The organism is Xylanimonas protaetiae, from assembly GCF_004135385.1.
Taxonomy (GTDB): Bacteria; Actinomycetota; Actinomycetes; order Actinomycetales; family Cellulomonadaceae; genus Xylanimonas; species Xylanimonas protaetiae.
This window is the reverse complement of the sequence record NZ_CP035493.1, coordinates 1,679,239-1,694,172: the sequence shown is the minus strand read 5'-3', so window position 1 is coordinate 1,694,172 and position 14,934 is coordinate 1,679,239. Positions and strand designations below refer to the sequence as shown.

Sequence of the window (14,934 nt, the reverse complement as noted above, 5' to 3'; positions counted from 1 at the left end):
TCGCGGAGACGGCCGCGGACGGTCAGAGCCCTGAGTAGCTGTGCTTGCCGTTGAACACCAGGTTCACGCCCGTGAAGTTCCACAGCACGCACGCGAACCCGACGACGACGAACCACGCCGCGCGCGAGCCCGACCAGCCGCGCGTCGTGCGCGCGTGCAGGTAGGCGGCGTAGACGACCCAGATCACGAACGACCAGGTCTCCTTGGGGTCCCAGCCCCAGTAGCGGCCCCAGGCGTGCTCGGCCCAGATGGCCCCGCCGATGATGGTGAAGGTCCACAGCACGAACCCGACGGCGTTGAGGCGGAAGCTCAGCGCCTCGAGCGACGCGGGCGCGGGCACGCGGTCGAGCCAGTGCCAGGTGCCCAGCCAGCCGGAGCCGGCGTCGCGCGCGGTGCGCAGCAGCTGGAGCACCGAGGCCGTGAAGGCCACCGTGAACACGCCTGTCGCGGTGATCGCGACACCCACGTGCAGCACGAGCCAGTAGGACTGGAGCGCCGGCTGCACGCCCATCGCGGCGATGTAGAAGACGTTGAGCCCGAGCGTGAGGAACACGGCGGCGAGGCCCGTGACGAACGCCCCGAGGAACCTCACGTCGCGGCGCGCGTTGACGACGAGGAACACCGCGACCGCCACGAACGACCCGACGAGCGTGAACTCGTACATGTTCGCCCACGGGGTGCGGCCCGCGGCGATGCCGCGGGTCACGATCCCCGCGAGCAGCAGCAGCGCGCCGAGCGACGTCGTGGACATGGCGATGCCGGCGGCCCGACGACGCGGGGGCGCGGTGGGGAGGTCGGCCTGCGCGCGCGGGGCGGCGTCCTGCGACGCCCCGACGAGAGCGGGCTCGGCGACGCGGTGCTCGGCGCGCACGTCGGTGCGACGGGCGAGGTCGACGGCGAAGGCGACGAGCGCGATCGTCAGCGACACGAGCGCGCCCCAGACGAGCAGCGTGGACAGCTCGCCGATCTGCGCGGTGGTCATCGGGGATCCTCCTGGTGGTGCAGGTCCGTGGCGGCGGGGGTGGTGTCCCCGGGCGGGTCGGTGGTGGCGGCGGCGCCGGTGTCGGTGGCGGTGGCGGCGTCGGTGGCGGCGTCGGGCAGGCCGGGGACGGCCGCGAGGGCGCGGTCGACCTCGCCCTGCAGCCCGGCGTCGTCGCCGCGCGCGAGGCCGGCGAGCTCGACGCGCGTGCCGCCCTCGGGCATGGCCCAGGCGCGCAGCCAGACGCGGCGGCGCGGCGTGAAGAGCGAGACGCCCAGCCCGGCGAGGGCGAGCAGCGCGAAGGTCAGCACCCAGACGAGCGACGGGTCGTAGCGCAGGTCGAGCGCGACGTAGCGCGGCACCTCGGCGCCGAGCGAGATGGTGCCGAGCCCGTCGGGCAGGTCGACGGTCTGGCCAGGCTGGAGCAGCACCTGGGAGCGCGTGCCGTCGTCGTCGGTCGCCGCCGTCATCGACGCCGTGTCGAGCTTGTACACGTTCTGCGGCACGCCGCCGTCGAGCCCGAGGTCGCCCGTCCACACCTGGAGCACGAGCATGGGGTTGTTCGGCTGCGGGAACACCGAGCGGGCGTTGCCGGCGTCGTCGACGACGGCGGTGGGCAGGAAGTAGCCCGTCAGGCCGATCTGCTCCAGGCCCTTGCTCACGTCGGGCACCTTGATGACGCCGCGCGAGGTGTACATCGTGTCCTGCGGGATGAACGGCACGCGCCCGGAGAACGCGACCTCGCCCTGGGCGTCGCGGACCGTGACCTCGGGCGCGAAGCCGTTGCCCTGGAGGTAGATCTTGGCGCCGTCGATCGTCAGCGGATGGTTGACCTTGATGGTCGTCCTCTCCGGAGCGGCGCCGTCCGCGCCGCTCACCGTGACGTGCGCGGTGAAGTCGCGGGCCTGCGCGAACGCGACGGTGTCGCTGGCGAACTCCGAGGTGAACGAGTCGAGCGTGAGCGAGAACGGCCGCAGCTCCTCGGCCCGGAACCACGCGCCCTTGTCGAACGTGTCGTAGTCGACGACGGCGTTGGCGAACCCGCGCCCCTCGGTGACGATGGCCTGCCCGCGGTAGTGGAAGAGCTGCCCGAGCGCGACCGAGACGAGCAGGCCGAGCAGCGCGACGTGGAAGACGAGGTTGCCGCTCTCGCGCAGGTACCCGCGCTCGGCGGCGAGCGTCCGGGCGGCGGGCCGCCGCGTCGTCGCTTCCTCGTGCCCGACGTCGACGCGGAACGTGCGCCCGCGCCGCAGCCGTCCCGCCACGGCGGCGACGACGTCGTCGGGCGACGCCGGCGTCGTGCCGGACGCCTGCGCCGGGAAGCGCGTGAAGCGCGCGGGCGTGCGCGGCGGGCGGCCGCGCAGGTTGCGGGCGTGCTGCGCCGCGCGCGGCAGGATGCACCCGACGAGCGAGACGAACAGCAGCAGGTAGATCGCGCTGAACCACGGCGACGTGTAGACGCCGAAGAACCCGAACCGGTCGAGCCACTGGCCGCTCGTGGGGTGGTCGCCCAGGTACTGGAGCACCTTGTCGGGGTTGGGGCCGCGCTGCGGCAGGATCGAGCCGGGCACCGCGGCCACGGCGAGCAGCATGAGGAGCAGCAGGGCGACGCGCATCGACGTGAGCTGGCGCCAGGTCCAGCGCAGCCAGCCGACGACGCCGAGCGCCGGGAGCCGCGGCTGACCGCCCTCGCCGGGCACGCCCGCCGGGACCTCGTGCTCGACCGGGGCCGCGACGAACTCGTCGGCGATCCCCTCGGGCCGGTACTGCGTCCGCTCGCTCATCAGACCACCGTCTCCCAGCCGCCGATCCAGCCCTGGATCGCCCGGATCACCGCGCCCCACAGCCCCGTGACGAGCGCGAGCCCGATGAGCACGAGCAGCCCGCCGCCCAGGCGCAGCATCGCCAGCCGGTGCCGGCGCAGGAACCCGAGCATGCGCTGCGAGGACTGCAGCCCCAGCGCGACCAGCAGGAACGGCACGCCGAGCCCCAGACAGTACGCGACGCCGAGCGCGACGCCGCGCCCCACGGACGCCTGGTCGAGCGAGAGGGCCGTGATGGCGGTGAGGGTCGGGCCGATGCACGGCGTCCAGCCCAGGCCGAACACGACGCCCAGCAGCGGGGCACCCCACAGCCCGGCGCGCGGGCTCACGTGGAAGCGCCGCTCGCGCTGGAGGAACGGGATGCCGCCCAGGAACGCGAGCCCCATGAGCAGGACGACGACGCCGAGCACGCGCGTGAGGGTGTCCTCCCACTGCACGAGCCGCGACCCGACGGCCCCGGCCGCGCCCATGAAGGCGACGAACACGACGGTGAACCCGGCGACGAACAGGGCGACCCCGCCCAGCACGCGGCCCCGGCCGACGCGGCGCGACGCCGTTCCCCCGACCGACGACGCCGCCATGCCGCTGACGTACCCGACGTAGCCGGGCACGAGCGGCAGGACGCACGGCGACGCGAACGACACCAGGCCGGCGAGGATCGCCACCGGGACGGCGAGCAGCATCGACCCGGAGAAGGCGGTGGTCTGGAAGGCCTCGCCCATCAGCCGGCCGCCGGGGTGGCCGTGCCGGCGGGGCCCTGCTCTGCGAGGAGGTCGTCGACCAGGGCCTTCATCGTCGACGCGTCCGCCTTGCCGATGACGCGTGCGGCCACGCGGTGCTCCTGGTCGAGCACCACCGAGGTGGGCACGGCCTGGAGCGCGACGACGCCCGACAGCTTCGCGATGACGGAGCCGTTCGCGTCGGCGATCGACGGGTAGGGCACGTCGAACGTCCGCTCGAACGCCTGGGCGGCGCCGGCGTCGTCCTGCGTGTTGATGCCGAGCACGCGCACGCCGTCGGCGGCGCGGCCGTTGGCGAGCGCGACGAGGTCGGGCGCCTCGGCCCGGCACGGCGCGCACCCGGCGTACCAGGTGTTGACGACGACGACGTCGCCGGCCCAGTCGGCCGTGCTGACGGGGTTGCCCGCGAAGTCCGTGCCGGCGATGGTGACGGGGTCCTCGCGGTCCCCCGGCGCCCACTCGCGCACCGACCCGTCGCCGGGGACGAACCCGGTGTCGACGGCGTCGCCCGCGCCCGAGTCCTGGGCGCAGCCGGCCATGAGCAGCGAGGCAGCGAGAAGCATCCCGGTGGCCGCGGCCACCCGACGACGGACGGCGTTCACTTGACCGACCACGCTCCCTTGCTCAGGGACGTCGCGAGGTGCCCGGCCGGTTCGGAGTACTCGATGCCGACGAGCTCGTCGTCGTCGAAGTGCAGGCTGGTCAGGGAGCACAGCGTGCACTGGCGCTTGCGGGGGTCGTGCCACAGCCGACGGTCCTCGTACCCGAGGCGCGTGACCCAGATGGGCAGCTGGTGGCTGACGAGGACGACCTCGTGCCCGGCGTGCGCCGCGCGGGCGTCCGCGACGGCAGCCTGCACGCGGTCGGCCTGCTCGCGGTACGGCTCGCCCCACGACGGCGTGAGCGGGTTGCGCAGCAGCGGCCACCAGCGCGGGTTGAGCAGCTGCCAGGGCTTGGCCCCGATCGTCGTGCCCTCGAACCGGTTGCCGGCCTCGACGAGCCGCTCGTCGGTGCCCGTGGCGAGCTTGAACGCCGCGGCGATCGGCGCGGCCGTCTCCTGCGCGCGCTGCAGCGGGGAGGCGATCACGCCGACGACGTCGCGGCCCTGCTCGGTGAGCGCCGCCGCGACGATCCGGGCCATCTCGTGGCCGCGCTCGGACAGGTGGTAGCCCGGGATGCGGCCGTAGAGCACGCGGCCCGGGTTGTGCACCTCGCCATGGCGCAGCAGATGGACGGTGGTGGTCACCATGGCGCCAGTGTCCCACGCGCCACTGAGCGTTCAGCCGGCGCCAGTCGCTGTGAGACCAGGGTCACGCGGCGCCTCAGCCGAGGGCGCGCCTGGCCTCCCGGGCCACCTTGGCCATCGCCCGCCCGAGCACCTCGAACTCCTCGGGCGTGAGCACGTCCACCATGTACCGGCGCACCGCCTCGACGTGGTGGGGTGCCGAGGCGACGAGCAGGTCCCACCCGGCGTCGGTCATCACGCAGTTGACGCCGCGCCGGTCGCCGGGCACGGGCTCGCGCCGCACGAGGCCGCGCCGCTCCATCCGGTCGACGGTGTGGGTGAGGCGGGAGCGGGACAGCGCGAGGCAGTCGGCGAGCTCCGACATGCGCAGGGTGCGGCCCGGCGCCTCGGACAGCTGGACCATGAGGTGGTACTCGCCGAGGCTGAGGGGGACGCCGTCGTCGTGGGCGCGGTCGAGCGCGTCCACGAACCGCGCGGTCCCCTCGAGGTAGGCGCGCCACCATCGTTGCTGGTCGTCGCTGAGCCAGCGAGGCTCTGTCATGGGAATACGCTACCGAACCGGATGGTTACACGTTCAACCAGGCTGGTAGTTGAGGATTCAACTGTGCCTGGCCCGATCATGCCGATCGACACGCTGACCGACCAGACCAGGAGAACCACCATGGCCACGCCGCTCCCCACCGACCTCACCGCCGGCACCTACGTCATCGACGCCGCGCACTCGACCGCCTCGTTCCAGGTCCGCCACGCGGGCATCGCCAAGGTCCGCGGCACCATCGCGATCACGTCGGGCGCCATCACGGTCGGTGACGACCTCGAGGCCTCGTCGGTGACCGCCGTCCTCGACCCCGCCTCGGTCAGCACGGGCGACGCCAACCGCGACAACCACCTCAAGTCGGCCGACTTCTGGGACGCCGCCACGAAGCCGGAGTGGTCCTTCGCGTCGACGACCGTCAAGGTCGCGGGCAACGAGATCCTGGTCGTGGGCGACCTGACCATCAACGGCGTGACCCGCCAGGTCGAGCTCCCCACCGAGTTCACCGGCACCGCCACCGACCCGTTCGGCAACGCGCGCGCCGGCTTCGAGTCCGAGCTCGAGATCTCGCGCGCCGACTACGGCCTGACCTGGAACGCCGCGCTGGAGACCGGCGGCTTCCTGGTGGGCGACAAGGTCAAGATCGCCCTCGACGTCTCGACGATCAAGCAGGCCTGACACCCGCGACCCCCCGTTTCACCGTCGTACTTTCTTGCGTTCTGCCGTTCAGAACGCAAGAAAGTACGACGGTGAAACGGGGGGTTCGGCGTTCGGCGTCAGTGCGTCGCCGCGCGGGCCGCCGCGTGGAACGCCAGGATCTGCAGCTCGCCCGCCACGTCCACCGACCGCACGACGGCGGTGTCGGGCAGCTGGAGCGCCACGGGCGCGAAGGACAGGATCTCGTGCACGCCGGCCGCGACGACGCGCTCGGCGACCGATTGCGCGGCCGGGCCGGGCGTCGCGATGACCACCATCGTCACGGACTCCCGCTCGAGCACCGCCTCCAGCGCGTCCAGCGGCTCCACGGCCAGCCCGCCGGACGGGCGCGAGCCCACGACGGCCGGGGACACGTCGAGCAGCGCCACGACCTCGAAGCCGCGCTTGGTGTACCCGGAGTAGTTCGCCAGGGCCTGGCCCAGGTTGCCGATGCCGATGATCGCGAGCCGGTGCGTCGTCTCCAGGCCCAGGGCGCCCGCGATGACGGAGCACAGCGAGCCGACGTCGTACCCGACGCCGCGCGTGCCGAACGAGCCCAGGTACGACAGGTCCTTGCGCAGCTGCGCCGAGCCGACGCCCGACGCCTCCGCGAGCTCCGTCGACGACGTCGTGCTCACGCCCGACGCCTGGAGATCGCGCAACGCGCGCAGATAGTGCGGCAGGCGCGCCACCGTCGCCGCCGGCACCGCTGCCTCGCCGGTCTCGATCACCGCATCCTCCTGTCCGCCGCGGGCCCGTGCGTCGTCATCGGCGCCCCGCGAGCCGCCGCGCCAGCCGGTCGCCGTCGACCTGCCAGAACCCCTGCTGGACGCCGTCGACCTCGACGACGGGCACGTAGTCGCCGTACCGGTCACGCAGGGTAGCGGAATCAGGCCCGGCGTCGACGTCGACCTCACACCACGTCTCACCGGCCGCCTCGCACACCCGGGCCACGACGGCGCGTGCGTCGTCGCACAGGTGACAGCCCGCGCGGGTGAACAGGACCACCCGGGCGGTGAGCGTCGGCGGCCTGTCCACAGCCACAGCGTACGCGCGCGGATAAGGTGGGCGGCATGTCCGACGCTCCAGGGGTCACGCCGCGCCGGCAGGCGGCCGCGTTCTTCGACGTCGACAACACCGTCATCCGCGGCGCCAGCGCGTACCACCTGGCCAGGGCGCTCTACCAGCGCAAGTTCTTCGGCACGGCCGACCTCGTGCGGTTCGGGATCATCCAGGCGCGCTACCTGCTGTTCGGGGAGTCCAAGGACCAGATCGACCAGGTGCGCTCGCGCGCGCTGAGCCTGATCGCGGGCCGCTCCGTCGCCGAGATCACCGCCGTCGGCGAAGAGGTCTACGACACCGTCCTCGAGCTGCGCATCTTCCCCGGCACCAAGAAGCTCATCGACCAGCACCTCGCCGCGGGCGACCAGGTGTGGCTCGTCACGGCCACGCCCGTGGAGATCGGCCGCCTCATCGCGCTGCGCGTGGGCGCCACGGGCTGTCTGGGGACGGTCGCGGAGCACAAGGACGGGTACTACACGGGACGCCTGCTGGGCGACCTCATGCACGGCGCCGTCAAGGCCGACTCGGTGCGCCGGCTGGCCGAGCGGGAGGACCTCGACCTCGAGGCGTCCTACGCGTACGGCGACTCGCTCAACGACCTGCCGATGATGGCCGCCGTCGGGCACCCCTGCCCGATCAACCCGGACCGGCGCCTGCGCCGTCACGCACGCGACGTCGGCTGGCCCATCCGAGAGTTCCGCGGCCGGGGCCACCGCGTGGCCGGGCGCAGCGTCCGGACGGCGTCGTGGGCGGGCGCGGCGTGGGTGTTCGGGCTCGTGGTCCGGGCCGTGCGGCGCCAGCTGCGCAAGCGCCTGGAGCGGTAGCCGCCCCGCAAAGCACGAGGCCCGGCCTCCCTCGGGGAGCCGGGCCTCGGTACGTCACTTCTTGTTACGACGCTGGTGGCGCGTCTTGCGAAGCAGCTTGCGGTGCTTCTTCTTCGCCATACGCTTGCGGCGCTTCTTGATGACGGAGCCCATGTGGCCCTCCCGAGTGCGAGTTGGTCGGTGGAACAGCCGGTTGGTCCACCGACCAACACGAGAAAAGTCCGTCCCCCAGGATACCCGACGCCGCGCGTGCGTCGAAACGGCGGCGTCGAGGACGTCGTCGCGGCGGCACGTCTCGCATCGTGAGCACCGCTCGGCATTGTCGAGCATCACGCTCAACAAGCCGTACGGTCGCGGCATGCCCAGGGCCCCCCGACACCGCTCCCGCCGGTGAGCACCATGCCGGACGACACCCTGCCCGACGACACCCTGCCCGACAGCACCCTGCTCTGGTACATCCCGAACCAGACCCACCCGGGCCACCGGGGCGAGCCCGCCGTCGCGGAGCACAACGGCCTCGACCACCTCACCGAGCACGCCCGTGCCCTCGAGGACGACGGCTGGGACGGGGCCCTGCTCGGCACGAGCTGGGGCCGCCCGGACACCTTCACGGTGGCGACGGCGCTCGCCGCCCGGACGACGACGTTCCGCCCGCTGATCGCGGTGCGCCCGGGCTACTGGCGGCCGGCGCACCTCGCGGCGTCGGCCGCGACGCTGGACCACCTCACGGGCGGGCGCGTCGACGTCAACATCGTCTCGGGGCAGGACGACCTCGCCGCGTACGGCGACGCCGAGGGCGACCCGGCGCACCGCTACGCGCGCACCAGGGAGTTCCTCCAGATCGTCCGCCGGCTGTGGACGCAGGACGAGGTCACCTACGAGGGGGAGCACTTCTCCGTGCGGGGCTCCCGGCTCGGCATCCGGCCCGCCGACGTCGCAGGGCGGCGCCACCCGCGGCTGTACTTCGGCGGGGCGTCCGACGCCGCCCAGCGGGTCGCGGCCACCGAGGCCGACGTGCAGCTCTTCTGGGGCGAGCCGCTCGACGACGTCGCGGAGCGCATCGCGCGGCTGCGGGCGCTCGCGCTGGAGCTGGGCCGCGAGCACGACCCGCTCGAGTTCGGGCTGCGCGTCACCACGGTGGTCCGGGACACCACCGAGGAGGCCTGGGACGCGGCCGAGGCGAAGGTGGCCCAGATGGCGGCGGCCGCCGGCGCCCAGCCGAGCGCCGGGCACCGGCCGGCCGCCGTCGGGCAGCAGCGCCTGCTGGACCTCGCGGCCCGCGGCGAGGTGCTCGACGGCAACCTCTACACGACGCCCGGCCGGTTCGGCGGCGAGGGCGCGGCGACGACATGGCTCGTCGGGTCCCCTCAGGACGTGGCCGCGTCGCTGCGGCGGTACCAGGACCTCGGGGTGACGCACTTCGTGCTGTCCGACACCCCGTACCTCGAGGAGATCCGGCGGCAGGGCCGCCAGCTCCTGCCGCTGCTGCGGGGCTGAGGCCGCGCCTCAGTCGTGGTACGGGTCCAGGCCCCACAGCGGGAACACGGCCTTCCGCGCCGCGAGCACGGCGCGGTCGACGTCGTCCGCGGGGTCGTAGCCCGTCGCCCAGCGGCGCCAGTCGGCAGTCTCGATGCCCAGGTAGCGGGCCGCGGAGAGCCCCGAGACCTGCGCGACGTGCTCGCGCCACGCGGGCGGCAGCGGCTGGGCGAGGTCCAGCGGCGCGTGCAGCGCCTCCGCGAGCAGCGACGACCACACGAGCGGCACGACGTCGACCACGGCGTACCCGCCCCCGCCGAGCGCCACCCACCGGCCGTCGGCCAGCTCGTGCGCGAGGTCGTGCAGCACGCGGGCGGCCTGCCGCAGCGCGTCGACCCCCACGCGCAGGTCGCTCAGCGGGTCGCGCGCGTGCGCGTCGGCCCCGTGCTGGGACACGATCACCTGCGGCCGGAACTCGCGCAGCAGCGCGGGCACGACGGCGTCGAACGCCCGCAGCCAGCCCGCCGACGTCGTGCGCGGGGGCAGCGGGACGTTCGCGGCGAACCCCTCGGCGCCCGGCCCCCCGACGTCGGACGCGCGGCCCGTGCCCGGGAAGAGCGTCGAGCCGTCCTGGTGGACCGAGACCGTCAGCACGCGCGGGTCGTCCCAGAACTCGGCCTCGACGCCGTCGCCGTGGTGCGCGTCGAGGTCCACGTAGGCGACGCGCTCCGCCCCGGCGTCGAGCAGGCGGCGGATCGCGGCGGCGGCGTCGTTGTAGATGCAGAAGCCCGAGGCGACGCCCCGGTGCGCGTGGTGCATGCCGCCGGCGATGTTGAGGCCGTGCAGCACGCGGCCGTCCCAGACGGCGTCGGCGACGTCGACGGAGCCGGCCACGAGCCGGGCCGCGGCGTCGTGCATGCCGGGGAACACCGGGTCGTCCTCCGTGCCCAGGCCGCGCTCCGGGGCGGGCGTGCCCGCGGCCGCCGCGCGGACGGCGGCGACGTAGTCGGCGTCGTGCACGGTCTCCAGCACGACGTCGGGGGCGGGCGGCACGGAGACGACCTCGAGGTCGCGGGACGTGAGCAGCCCGAGCTCGTCGGCCAGGCGCATCGTCAGGTCCAGCCGGGCGGGCGACATCGGGTGCCCTGGTCCGAAGTCGTAGCGCAGCAGCGCTGGGCTCCAGACGAGACGGGCGAGAGGCATGCCCGTCACGGTATCTGACGTTGTGCCAGAGTTGGCCGAGCGTCCCGGACGACGAGGTGAGGAGGCACGCATGGCCGCAGCGCAGGGCAGCCTGCTCGGGCTGCGCGAGCTCGTCGACCGTGTCGCGCGCCGCTCCCCCGCCCGCCTGGCCGTCGCGGTGTTCCTCGGGGTCTGCGCCGTCTTCACCGTGCTGCTCGCGGCGCCGTGGGCCACCGCGTCCGGGCGGGCCGCGCCGTTCGTCGACGCGCTGTTCACCGCCGTCTCCGCGGTCTGCGTGACGGGCCTGACCGTCGTCGACACCGGGACGTACTGGTCCACGTGGGGACTGGTCGTGATCATGCTCGCCATCAAGGTGGGCGGCTTCGGCGTCATGACGCTCGCGTCGATCCTGGGCCTCGCGGTGTCGCGCCGCATCGGGCTGACGCAGCGCATGCTCACGGCGTCGGAGACCAAGACGGACCGCCTGGGCGAGGTCGGCTCGCTCGTGCGCGTGGTCATCGTGACGACGACGTCGCTCGAGCTCGTCGTGGCGGTGATGCTCCTGCCGCGGTTCCTCGTGCTGCACGAGGGCCTCGGCACCGCCGTCTGGCACTCGCTCTTCTACGGCATCTCGTCGTTCAACAACGCCGGGTTCGTCCCGACGCCGGAGGGCCTGACGCCGCACGTCGGCGACTGGCTGCTCGACCTGCCGATCATCCTCGGCGTGTTCGTCGGCGCGCTCGGCTTCCCCGTGGTGCTCAACGTCATGAACACCCAGCGTCGCCGGCACCGGCACTGGGCGCGCTGGTCGCTGCACACCAAGCTGACGATCGTCACGTCGCTCGCGCTCGTGGTGCTCGGATGGCTGCTCATGGCGGCCATGGAGTGGCGCAACCCGGCGACGTTCGGGCCGCTGGCCACGCACGAGAAGGTGCTGGCCTCGCTCTTCGCGGGCGTCATGCCGCGCTCGGCGGGGTTCGCCGCCGTCGACGTCGGGGCCATGCACGAGGGCACGTGGGTCATCACGGACGCGCTCATGTTCGTGGGCGGCGGCTCCGCGTCGACCGGTGGCGGCATCAAGGTGACGACGCTCGCCGTCATGCTGCTCGCCATCCGCGCCGAGGCCCGCGGCGACCGCGACATCGAGGCGTTCGGCCGCCGCATCCCGCCGGACACGCTGCGCGTCGCGATCGCCGTGGTGTTCCTCGGCGCGACGGCGGTGCTCGTCGCGACGCTGGGCCTCATGCAGGTCTCGGGCCTGCCGCTCGACCGCGTGCTGTTCGAGGTCATCTCGGCGTTCGCGACGTGCGGCCTGTCCACGGGCATCACGCCCGGCCTGCCCGACGCCGGCAAGTACCTGCTGTGCGCGCTCATGTTCGTGGGGCGCACGGGCACGATGACGTTCGCCGCGGCGCTCGCGCTGCGCGACCGGCGTCGGATCGTCCGGTTCCCCGAGGAACGCCCCATCATCGGTTAGTCACCCGGAAGGAGAGGTTGTGCCGGACAGGACCAAGAAGGAGCCCGAGCGCGACGCGGGCGTGCTCGTCATCGGGCTCGGCCGCTTCGGCTCGGCCATCGCGACGACGCTCGACCGGCTGGGCCAGGACGTGCTCGCCGTCGAGCGGGACGAGACGCGCGTGGCCCAGTGGTCGGGCCGCCTGCCGCTCGTGCAGGCCGACGTCACCAACCCGGAGGCGCTCGACCAGATCGGCGCGCGCGACTTCGGCGTCGCCGTCGTCGGCATCGGATCGTCGCTGGAGGCCTCGGTGCTGGTGACGGCCAACCTCGTCGACCTGGGCACGCCGCAGATCTGGGCCAAGGCCGTGACGTCCGAGCACGGGCGGATCCTGCAGCGCATCGGCGCGCACCACGTCGTCTTCCCGGAGTCCGACGCCGGGGCGCGCGTCGCGCACCTGGTCAGCGGCAAGATGCTCGACTACATCCAGGTCGAGGACGACTTCACGATCGTCAAGATGCGCCCGCCCAAGGAGATGCAGGGCTTCACCCTCGCGCAGTCGGACGTGCGGCGCCGCTACGGCGTGACCGTCATCGGCGTGAAGTCCCCGGGCCGGGAGTTCGTCTACGCGACCCCGGAGACGCGCGTGGCGGCGTCGGACATCATCGTGTGCAGCGGCCAGGAGGAGGTCCTGGAACGCTTCGCGGCAAGGCCGTGAGCGACTGATCGTCGGTTCGGGGTCTGATCGTCGGTCGCTTCCGACGATCAGAACCCCAACCGACGATCAGACTGGGTCCCCTACTCCGTGCGGCGGCGCAGCGTCAGGACGCCTAGTGCTACCGCGGCCACGATCCACACCGCGATCACGCCGATCGCGCCGCGCACGTCCGCCCAGCCCGCGCCCGCCGCGAGCTGCTGGAGCGACTCGACCGCGTACGTCAGCGGCAGGACGCGGCTGATCCACTCCAGCACATGCGGCATCTCGTCGCGGGGCATGAGGATCCCGCACGTGATGAGCTGCGGGATGATCACCGCGGGCATCATCTGCACGGCCTGGAACTCCGTGCGGGCCACGGCCGACGCCGCCAGGCCCAGCGTGCACCCCAGCACCGCGTCGAGCAGCGCGACGAGCAGCACCAGCCCCAGCGGGCCGGCCACGTCCATCCCGACGAGCAGCGCGAAGCCGACGACGACGACGGCCTGCACGGTCGCGAGCGCCCCGAACGCGATCGCGTACCCGGCGACGAGGTCGCCCTTGCCGAGCGGTGTGGTCATGAGGCGCTCGAGGGTGCCGCTGGACCGCTCACGCTGCATCGTCACGCTCGTGACGAGGAACATCACGAACAGGGGGAAGAACCCGACGAGCACGGGCCCGAACTGGTCGAGCACCGGGGTGCCGTCGAACATCCAGGCCACGAGGCCGACGATGAGGCACGGCAGCAGGATGATGAGCGCGATGGTGCGGCGGTCGTGCCGCAGCTGGGACAGCACGCGGCCGGCGGTGGCGAGGGTGAGGCTCATCGCGCGGCCGCCTTGTCGATGAGGGCGAGGAAGGCCTGCTCGGCGTCGGGCGCGCCGGTCTCCGCGAGCAGCGCGGCCGGGGTCGTGTCGGCCACGAGCACGCCCTGCCGCAGGAGCAGCAGCCGGTCGCAGCGCGTGGCCTCGTCCATGACGTGGCTGGAGACGAGCAGCGTCCGGCCCTGCCCGGCGAGGCGGTGGAACATCGCCCACAGGTCGCGCCGCAGCACGGGGTCGAGGCCCACCGTGGGTTCGTCGAGCACGAGCAGCTCGGGGTCGCCCACGAGGGCCGCGGCGAGCGAGACGCGCGAGCGCTCGCCACCGCTGAGGGAGAGGACCTGCTGCTTCTCGTGCCCGCCGAGGTCGACGGCGTCGACGGCCTGGGCGACGGCGGCGGTCGCCGCGGCCCCGCGCAGCCCGGCGAGCACCGCGAAGTGCCGCAGGTTCTCGACGACCGACAGGTCGGTGTAGACCGACGCCGCCTGGGTCACGTAGCCGACGCGGTGGCGCAGCGCGGCGTCGCCCGCAGGCATGCCGAGCACGGTGAGCTCGCCGGTCACGTTGGCCTGGACGCCGACGACCGCGCGCATGAGCGTCGTCTTGCCGGAGCCCGACGGCCCGAGCAGGCCGACCACCTGCCCGGCGGGGACGTCGAGGTCGAGGCCCTCGAGGATGGTCGTGCCGCCGCGGACGACGCGGAGGCCGCGGACCCGGACCGCGGCCGAGTTATTCGCCATGCGAGGAATTCTGCTCCTGCCCCGGCACCACGGCAAGAGGCACGCCGTCGAGGCTGCCCACGAGGTACCGCTCGAGCGTCGGCCCCACGAGCTCGGCCACCCGGGCGGCCGGCAGCGACGCGATCGGCTCGACGCCGACGACGTACCGCGCGAGAAGGACGCCCACCATCTGCGTCGCCGCCAGGGAGGCCCGCAGCCGCGCGCTGCCCGGGTCGAGCCGCGCGGCGAGCGGGCCTAGCACCTCCGCGCCCAGGAACTGCGGCAGCAGCGCCCTCCGCGCCGGGTCCGCGAGCGCCACCGGGAGGGCCATGCGGATGCCCGCCCCGCCGTCGTCGGCGTCCCAGACCTCCAGGACGTGCCGGACGAGCCGCGCCCCGATGCCGTCGAGCGGGCCGTCCACGGCCGCGCGGGCGACAGCGCCCGGGTCGACGTCGGACAGGCCGATCGCCGCGGCGAACAGCCGCGACTTGTCCCCGAACCAGTGCCGCACCGTGCCCGGGTCGACGCCCGCCCGCCGCGCCACCCCGCGGATCGAGGCGGCGTCGTACCCCTGCGCGAGGAACTCGGCGCGCGCGGCCAGGACGATCTCGCCGCGGGTGTCGTGCCCCGCGGGCCGCCGCCCACGCCGTGCCACGGACTCGTCTGTCACCAGGCCATTCA

18 protein-coding genes are annotated in these 14,934 nt (G+C 73.6%); 5 read left to right on the top strand and 13 right to left on the bottom strand.

All coding sequences use genetic code 11. The features are described 5' to 3' along the window. Window positions 1-22 precede the first annotated feature (22 nt). The 6 genes from ccsB to ET471_RS07620 all read right to left on the bottom strand — a co-directional run bounded on the left by ccsB (window position 23) and on the right by ET471_RS07620 (window position 5,329). Window positions 23-982, bottom strand: coding sequence for a c-type cytochrome biogenesis protein CcsB (gene ccsB / locus ET471_RS07645; RefSeq protein ID WP_129187393.1), 960 nt, complete (start codon window positions 980-982; stop codon window positions 23-25). Continuing rightward, window positions 979-2,763: a cytochrome c biogenesis protein ResB gene (resB, locus tag ET471_RS07640; protein ID WP_129187391.1), complete on the bottom strand. Its 1,785-nt coding sequence runs from the start codon at window positions 2,761-2,763 to the stop codon at window positions 979-981. Before resB ends, ccsB begins: the two co-directional genes overlap by 4 nt. Further along, window positions 2,763-3,524 carry a cytochrome c biogenesis CcdA family protein gene (locus ET471_RS07635; RefSeq protein WP_129187389.1) on the bottom strand — a complete coding sequence of 254 codons (762 nt, stop codon included), beginning with the start codon at window positions 3,522-3,524 and terminating at the stop codon, window positions 2,763-2,765. The genes resB and ET471_RS07635 overlap by 1 nt, the downstream gene beginning before the upstream one ends. Then, window positions 3,524-4,105: a TlpA family protein disulfide reductase gene (locus tag ET471_RS07630; protein WP_129187388.1), complete on the bottom strand. Its 582-nt coding sequence runs from the start codon at window positions 4,103-4,105 to the stop codon at window positions 3,524-3,526. Before ET471_RS07630 ends, ET471_RS07635 begins: the two co-directional genes overlap by 1 nt. A 35-nt stretch (window positions 4,106-4,140) precedes the next feature. Beyond that, window positions 4,141-4,791: a histidine phosphatase family protein gene (locus ET471_RS07625; protein WP_129187386.1), complete on the bottom strand. Its 651-nt coding sequence runs from the start codon at window positions 4,789-4,791 to the stop codon at window positions 4,141-4,143. 73 nt (window positions 4,792-4,864) lie between these two features. After that, window positions 4,865-5,329 (bottom strand): MarR family winged helix-turn-helix transcriptional regulator, encoded by a 465-nt coding sequence (locus ET471_RS07620; protein ID WP_129187384.1) that lies wholly within the window; start codon window positions 5,327-5,329, stop codon window positions 4,865-4,867. 120 nt (window positions 5,330-5,449) lie between these two features. Here ET471_RS07620 and ET471_RS07615 point away from each other — a divergent pair, with 120 nt between their 5' ends. Next, window positions 5,450-6,001, top strand: coding sequence for a YceI family protein (locus ET471_RS07615; protein ID WP_129190808.1), 552 nt, complete (start codon window positions 5,450-5,452; stop codon window positions 5,999-6,001). A 98-nt stretch (window positions 6,002-6,099) separates the two neighbouring features. Here ET471_RS07615 and ET471_RS07610 read toward each other — a convergent pair whose 3' ends face one another. Next, entirely contained in the window at window positions 6,100-6,750 is a 651-nt protein-coding gene (locus ET471_RS07610; RefSeq protein WP_129187383.1) for a redox-sensing transcriptional repressor Rex, read from the bottom strand. A 34-nt stretch (window positions 6,751-6,784) separates the two neighbouring features. Next, the gene (locus ET471_RS07605; protein WP_425356577.1) at window positions 6,785-7,057 is read right to left on the bottom strand and encodes a glutaredoxin family protein; all 273 of its coding nucleotides are present in this window, start codon (window positions 7,055-7,057) and stop codon (window positions 6,785-6,787) included. A gap of 35 nt (window positions 7,058-7,092) precedes the next feature. Here ET471_RS07605 and ET471_RS07600 point away from each other — a divergent pair, with 35 nt between their 5' ends. Beyond that, window positions 7,093-7,905 carry an HAD family hydrolase gene (locus ET471_RS07600; RefSeq protein ID WP_129187381.1) on the top strand — a complete coding sequence of 271 codons (813 nt, stop codon included), beginning with the start codon at window positions 7,093-7,095 and terminating at the stop codon, window positions 7,903-7,905. Window positions 7,906-7,959: 54 nt separating this feature from the next. On the opposite strand, the gene ET471_RS07595 is transcribed toward ET471_RS07600, so the two are convergent. Further along, complete coding sequence (locus ET471_RS07595; RefSeq protein ID WP_003792170.1) at window positions 7,960-8,058, bottom strand: 30S ribosomal protein bS22; 99 nt, start codon at window positions 8,056-8,058, stop codon at window positions 7,960-7,962. Window positions 8,059-8,304: 246 nt separating this feature from the next. Between ET471_RS07595 and ET471_RS07590 the strand changes: the two genes are divergently transcribed. Then, window positions 8,305-9,402, top strand: a complete 1,098-nt coding sequence (locus tag ET471_RS07590; protein WP_129190806.1) for an LLM class flavin-dependent oxidoreductase — start codon at window positions 8,305-8,307, stop codon at window positions 9,400-9,402. Between the two features lie 9 nt (window positions 9,403-9,411). On the opposite strand, the gene ET471_RS07585 is transcribed toward ET471_RS07590, so the two are convergent. Next, complete coding sequence (locus tag ET471_RS07585; protein ID WP_129187379.1) at window positions 9,412-10,584, bottom strand: acetoin utilization protein AcuC; 1,173 nt, start codon at window positions 10,582-10,584, stop codon at window positions 9,412-9,414. A 70-nt stretch (window positions 10,585-10,654) separates the two neighbouring features. Here ET471_RS07585 and ET471_RS07580 point away from each other — a divergent pair, with 70 nt between their 5' ends. Together ET471_RS07580 and ET471_RS07575 are read left to right on the top strand one after the other, a co-directional pair. Beyond that, window positions 10,655-12,040 carry a TrkH family potassium uptake protein gene (locus ET471_RS07580; protein WP_129187377.1) on the top strand — a complete coding sequence of 462 codons (1,386 nt, stop codon included), beginning with the start codon at window positions 10,655-10,657 and terminating at the stop codon, window positions 12,038-12,040. A gap of 19 nt (window positions 12,041-12,059) precedes the next feature. Beyond that, window positions 12,060-12,737, top strand: a complete 678-nt coding sequence (locus ET471_RS07575; RefSeq protein ID WP_129187375.1) for a potassium channel family protein — start codon at window positions 12,060-12,062, stop codon at window positions 12,735-12,737. Between the two features lie 80 nt (window positions 12,738-12,817). Here ET471_RS07575 and ET471_RS07570 read toward each other — a convergent pair whose 3' ends face one another. From ET471_RS07570 to ET471_RS07560, 3 genes are read right to left on the bottom strand one after another with little or no spacing between them, the layout of a single operon-like run. After that, on the bottom strand, window positions 12,818-13,540 hold the full coding sequence (locus ET471_RS07570) for an ABC transporter permease (RefSeq protein WP_129187373.1): 723 nt from the start codon (window positions 13,538-13,540) through the stop codon (window positions 12,818-12,820). After that, window positions 13,537-14,274 (bottom strand): ABC transporter ATP-binding protein, encoded by a 738-nt coding sequence (locus tag ET471_RS07565; protein ID WP_129187371.1) that lies wholly within the window; start codon window positions 14,272-14,274, stop codon window positions 13,537-13,539. Before ET471_RS07565 ends, ET471_RS07570 begins: the two co-directional genes overlap by 4 nt. Next, complete coding sequence (locus ET471_RS07560) at window positions 14,264-14,923, bottom strand: TetR/AcrR family transcriptional regulator (RefSeq protein ID WP_242496470.1); 660 nt, start codon at window positions 14,921-14,923, stop codon at window positions 14,264-14,266. Before ET471_RS07560 ends, ET471_RS07565 begins: the two co-directional genes overlap by 11 nt. Window positions 14,924-14,934: the final 11 nt, after the last annotated feature.

Coding starts and splice junctions, on each gene's coding strand:
- ccsB (WP_129187393.1), bottom strand. CDS start 982: ATGACCACCGCGCAGATCGGCGAGCTGTCCACGCTGCTCGTCTGGGGC.
- resB (WP_129187391.1), bottom strand. CDS start 2,763: ATGAGCGAGCGGACGCAGTACCGGCCCGAGGGGATCGCCGACGAGTTC.
- ET471_RS07635 (WP_129187389.1), bottom strand. CDS start 3,524: ATGGGCGAGGCCTTCCAGACCACCGCCTTCTCCGGGTCGATGCTGCTC.
- ET471_RS07630 (WP_129187388.1), bottom strand. CDS start 4,105: ATGCTTCTCGCTGCCTCGCTGCTCATGGCCGGCTGCGCCCAGGACTCG.
- ET471_RS07625 (WP_129187386.1), bottom strand. CDS start 4,791: ATGGTGACCACCACCGTCCATCTGCTGCGCCATGGCGAGGTGCACAAC.
- ET471_RS07620 (WP_129187384.1), bottom strand. CDS start 5,329: ATGACAGAGCCTCGCTGGCTCAGCGACGACCAGCAACGATGGTGGCGC.
- ET471_RS07615 (WP_129190808.1), top strand. CDS start 5,450: ATGGCCACGCCGCTCCCCACCGACCTCACCGCCGGCACCTACGTCATC.
- ET471_RS07600 (WP_129187381.1), top strand. CDS start 7,093: ATGTCCGACGCTCCAGGGGTCACGCCGCGCCGGCAGGCGGCCGCGTTC.
- ET471_RS07595 (WP_003792170.1), bottom strand. CDS start 8,058: ATGGGCTCCGTCATCAAGAAGCGCCGCAAGCGTATGGCGAAGAAGAAG.
- ET471_RS07590 (WP_129190806.1), top strand. CDS start 8,305: ATGCCGGACGACACCCTGCCCGACGACACCCTGCCCGACAGCACCCTG.
- ET471_RS07585 (WP_129187379.1), bottom strand. CDS start 10,584: ATGCCTCTCGCCCGTCTCGTCTGGAGCCCAGCGCTGCTGCGCTACGAC.
- ET471_RS07580 (WP_129187377.1), top strand. CDS start 10,655: ATGGCCGCAGCGCAGGGCAGCCTGCTCGGGCTGCGCGAGCTCGTCGAC.
- ET471_RS07570 (WP_129187373.1), bottom strand. CDS start 13,540: ATGAGCCTCACCCTCGCCACCGCCGGCCGCGTGCTGTCCCAGCTGCGG.
- ET471_RS07565 (WP_129187371.1), bottom strand. CDS start 14,274: ATGGCGAATAACTCGGCCGCGGTCCGGGTCCGCGGCCTCCGCGTCGTC.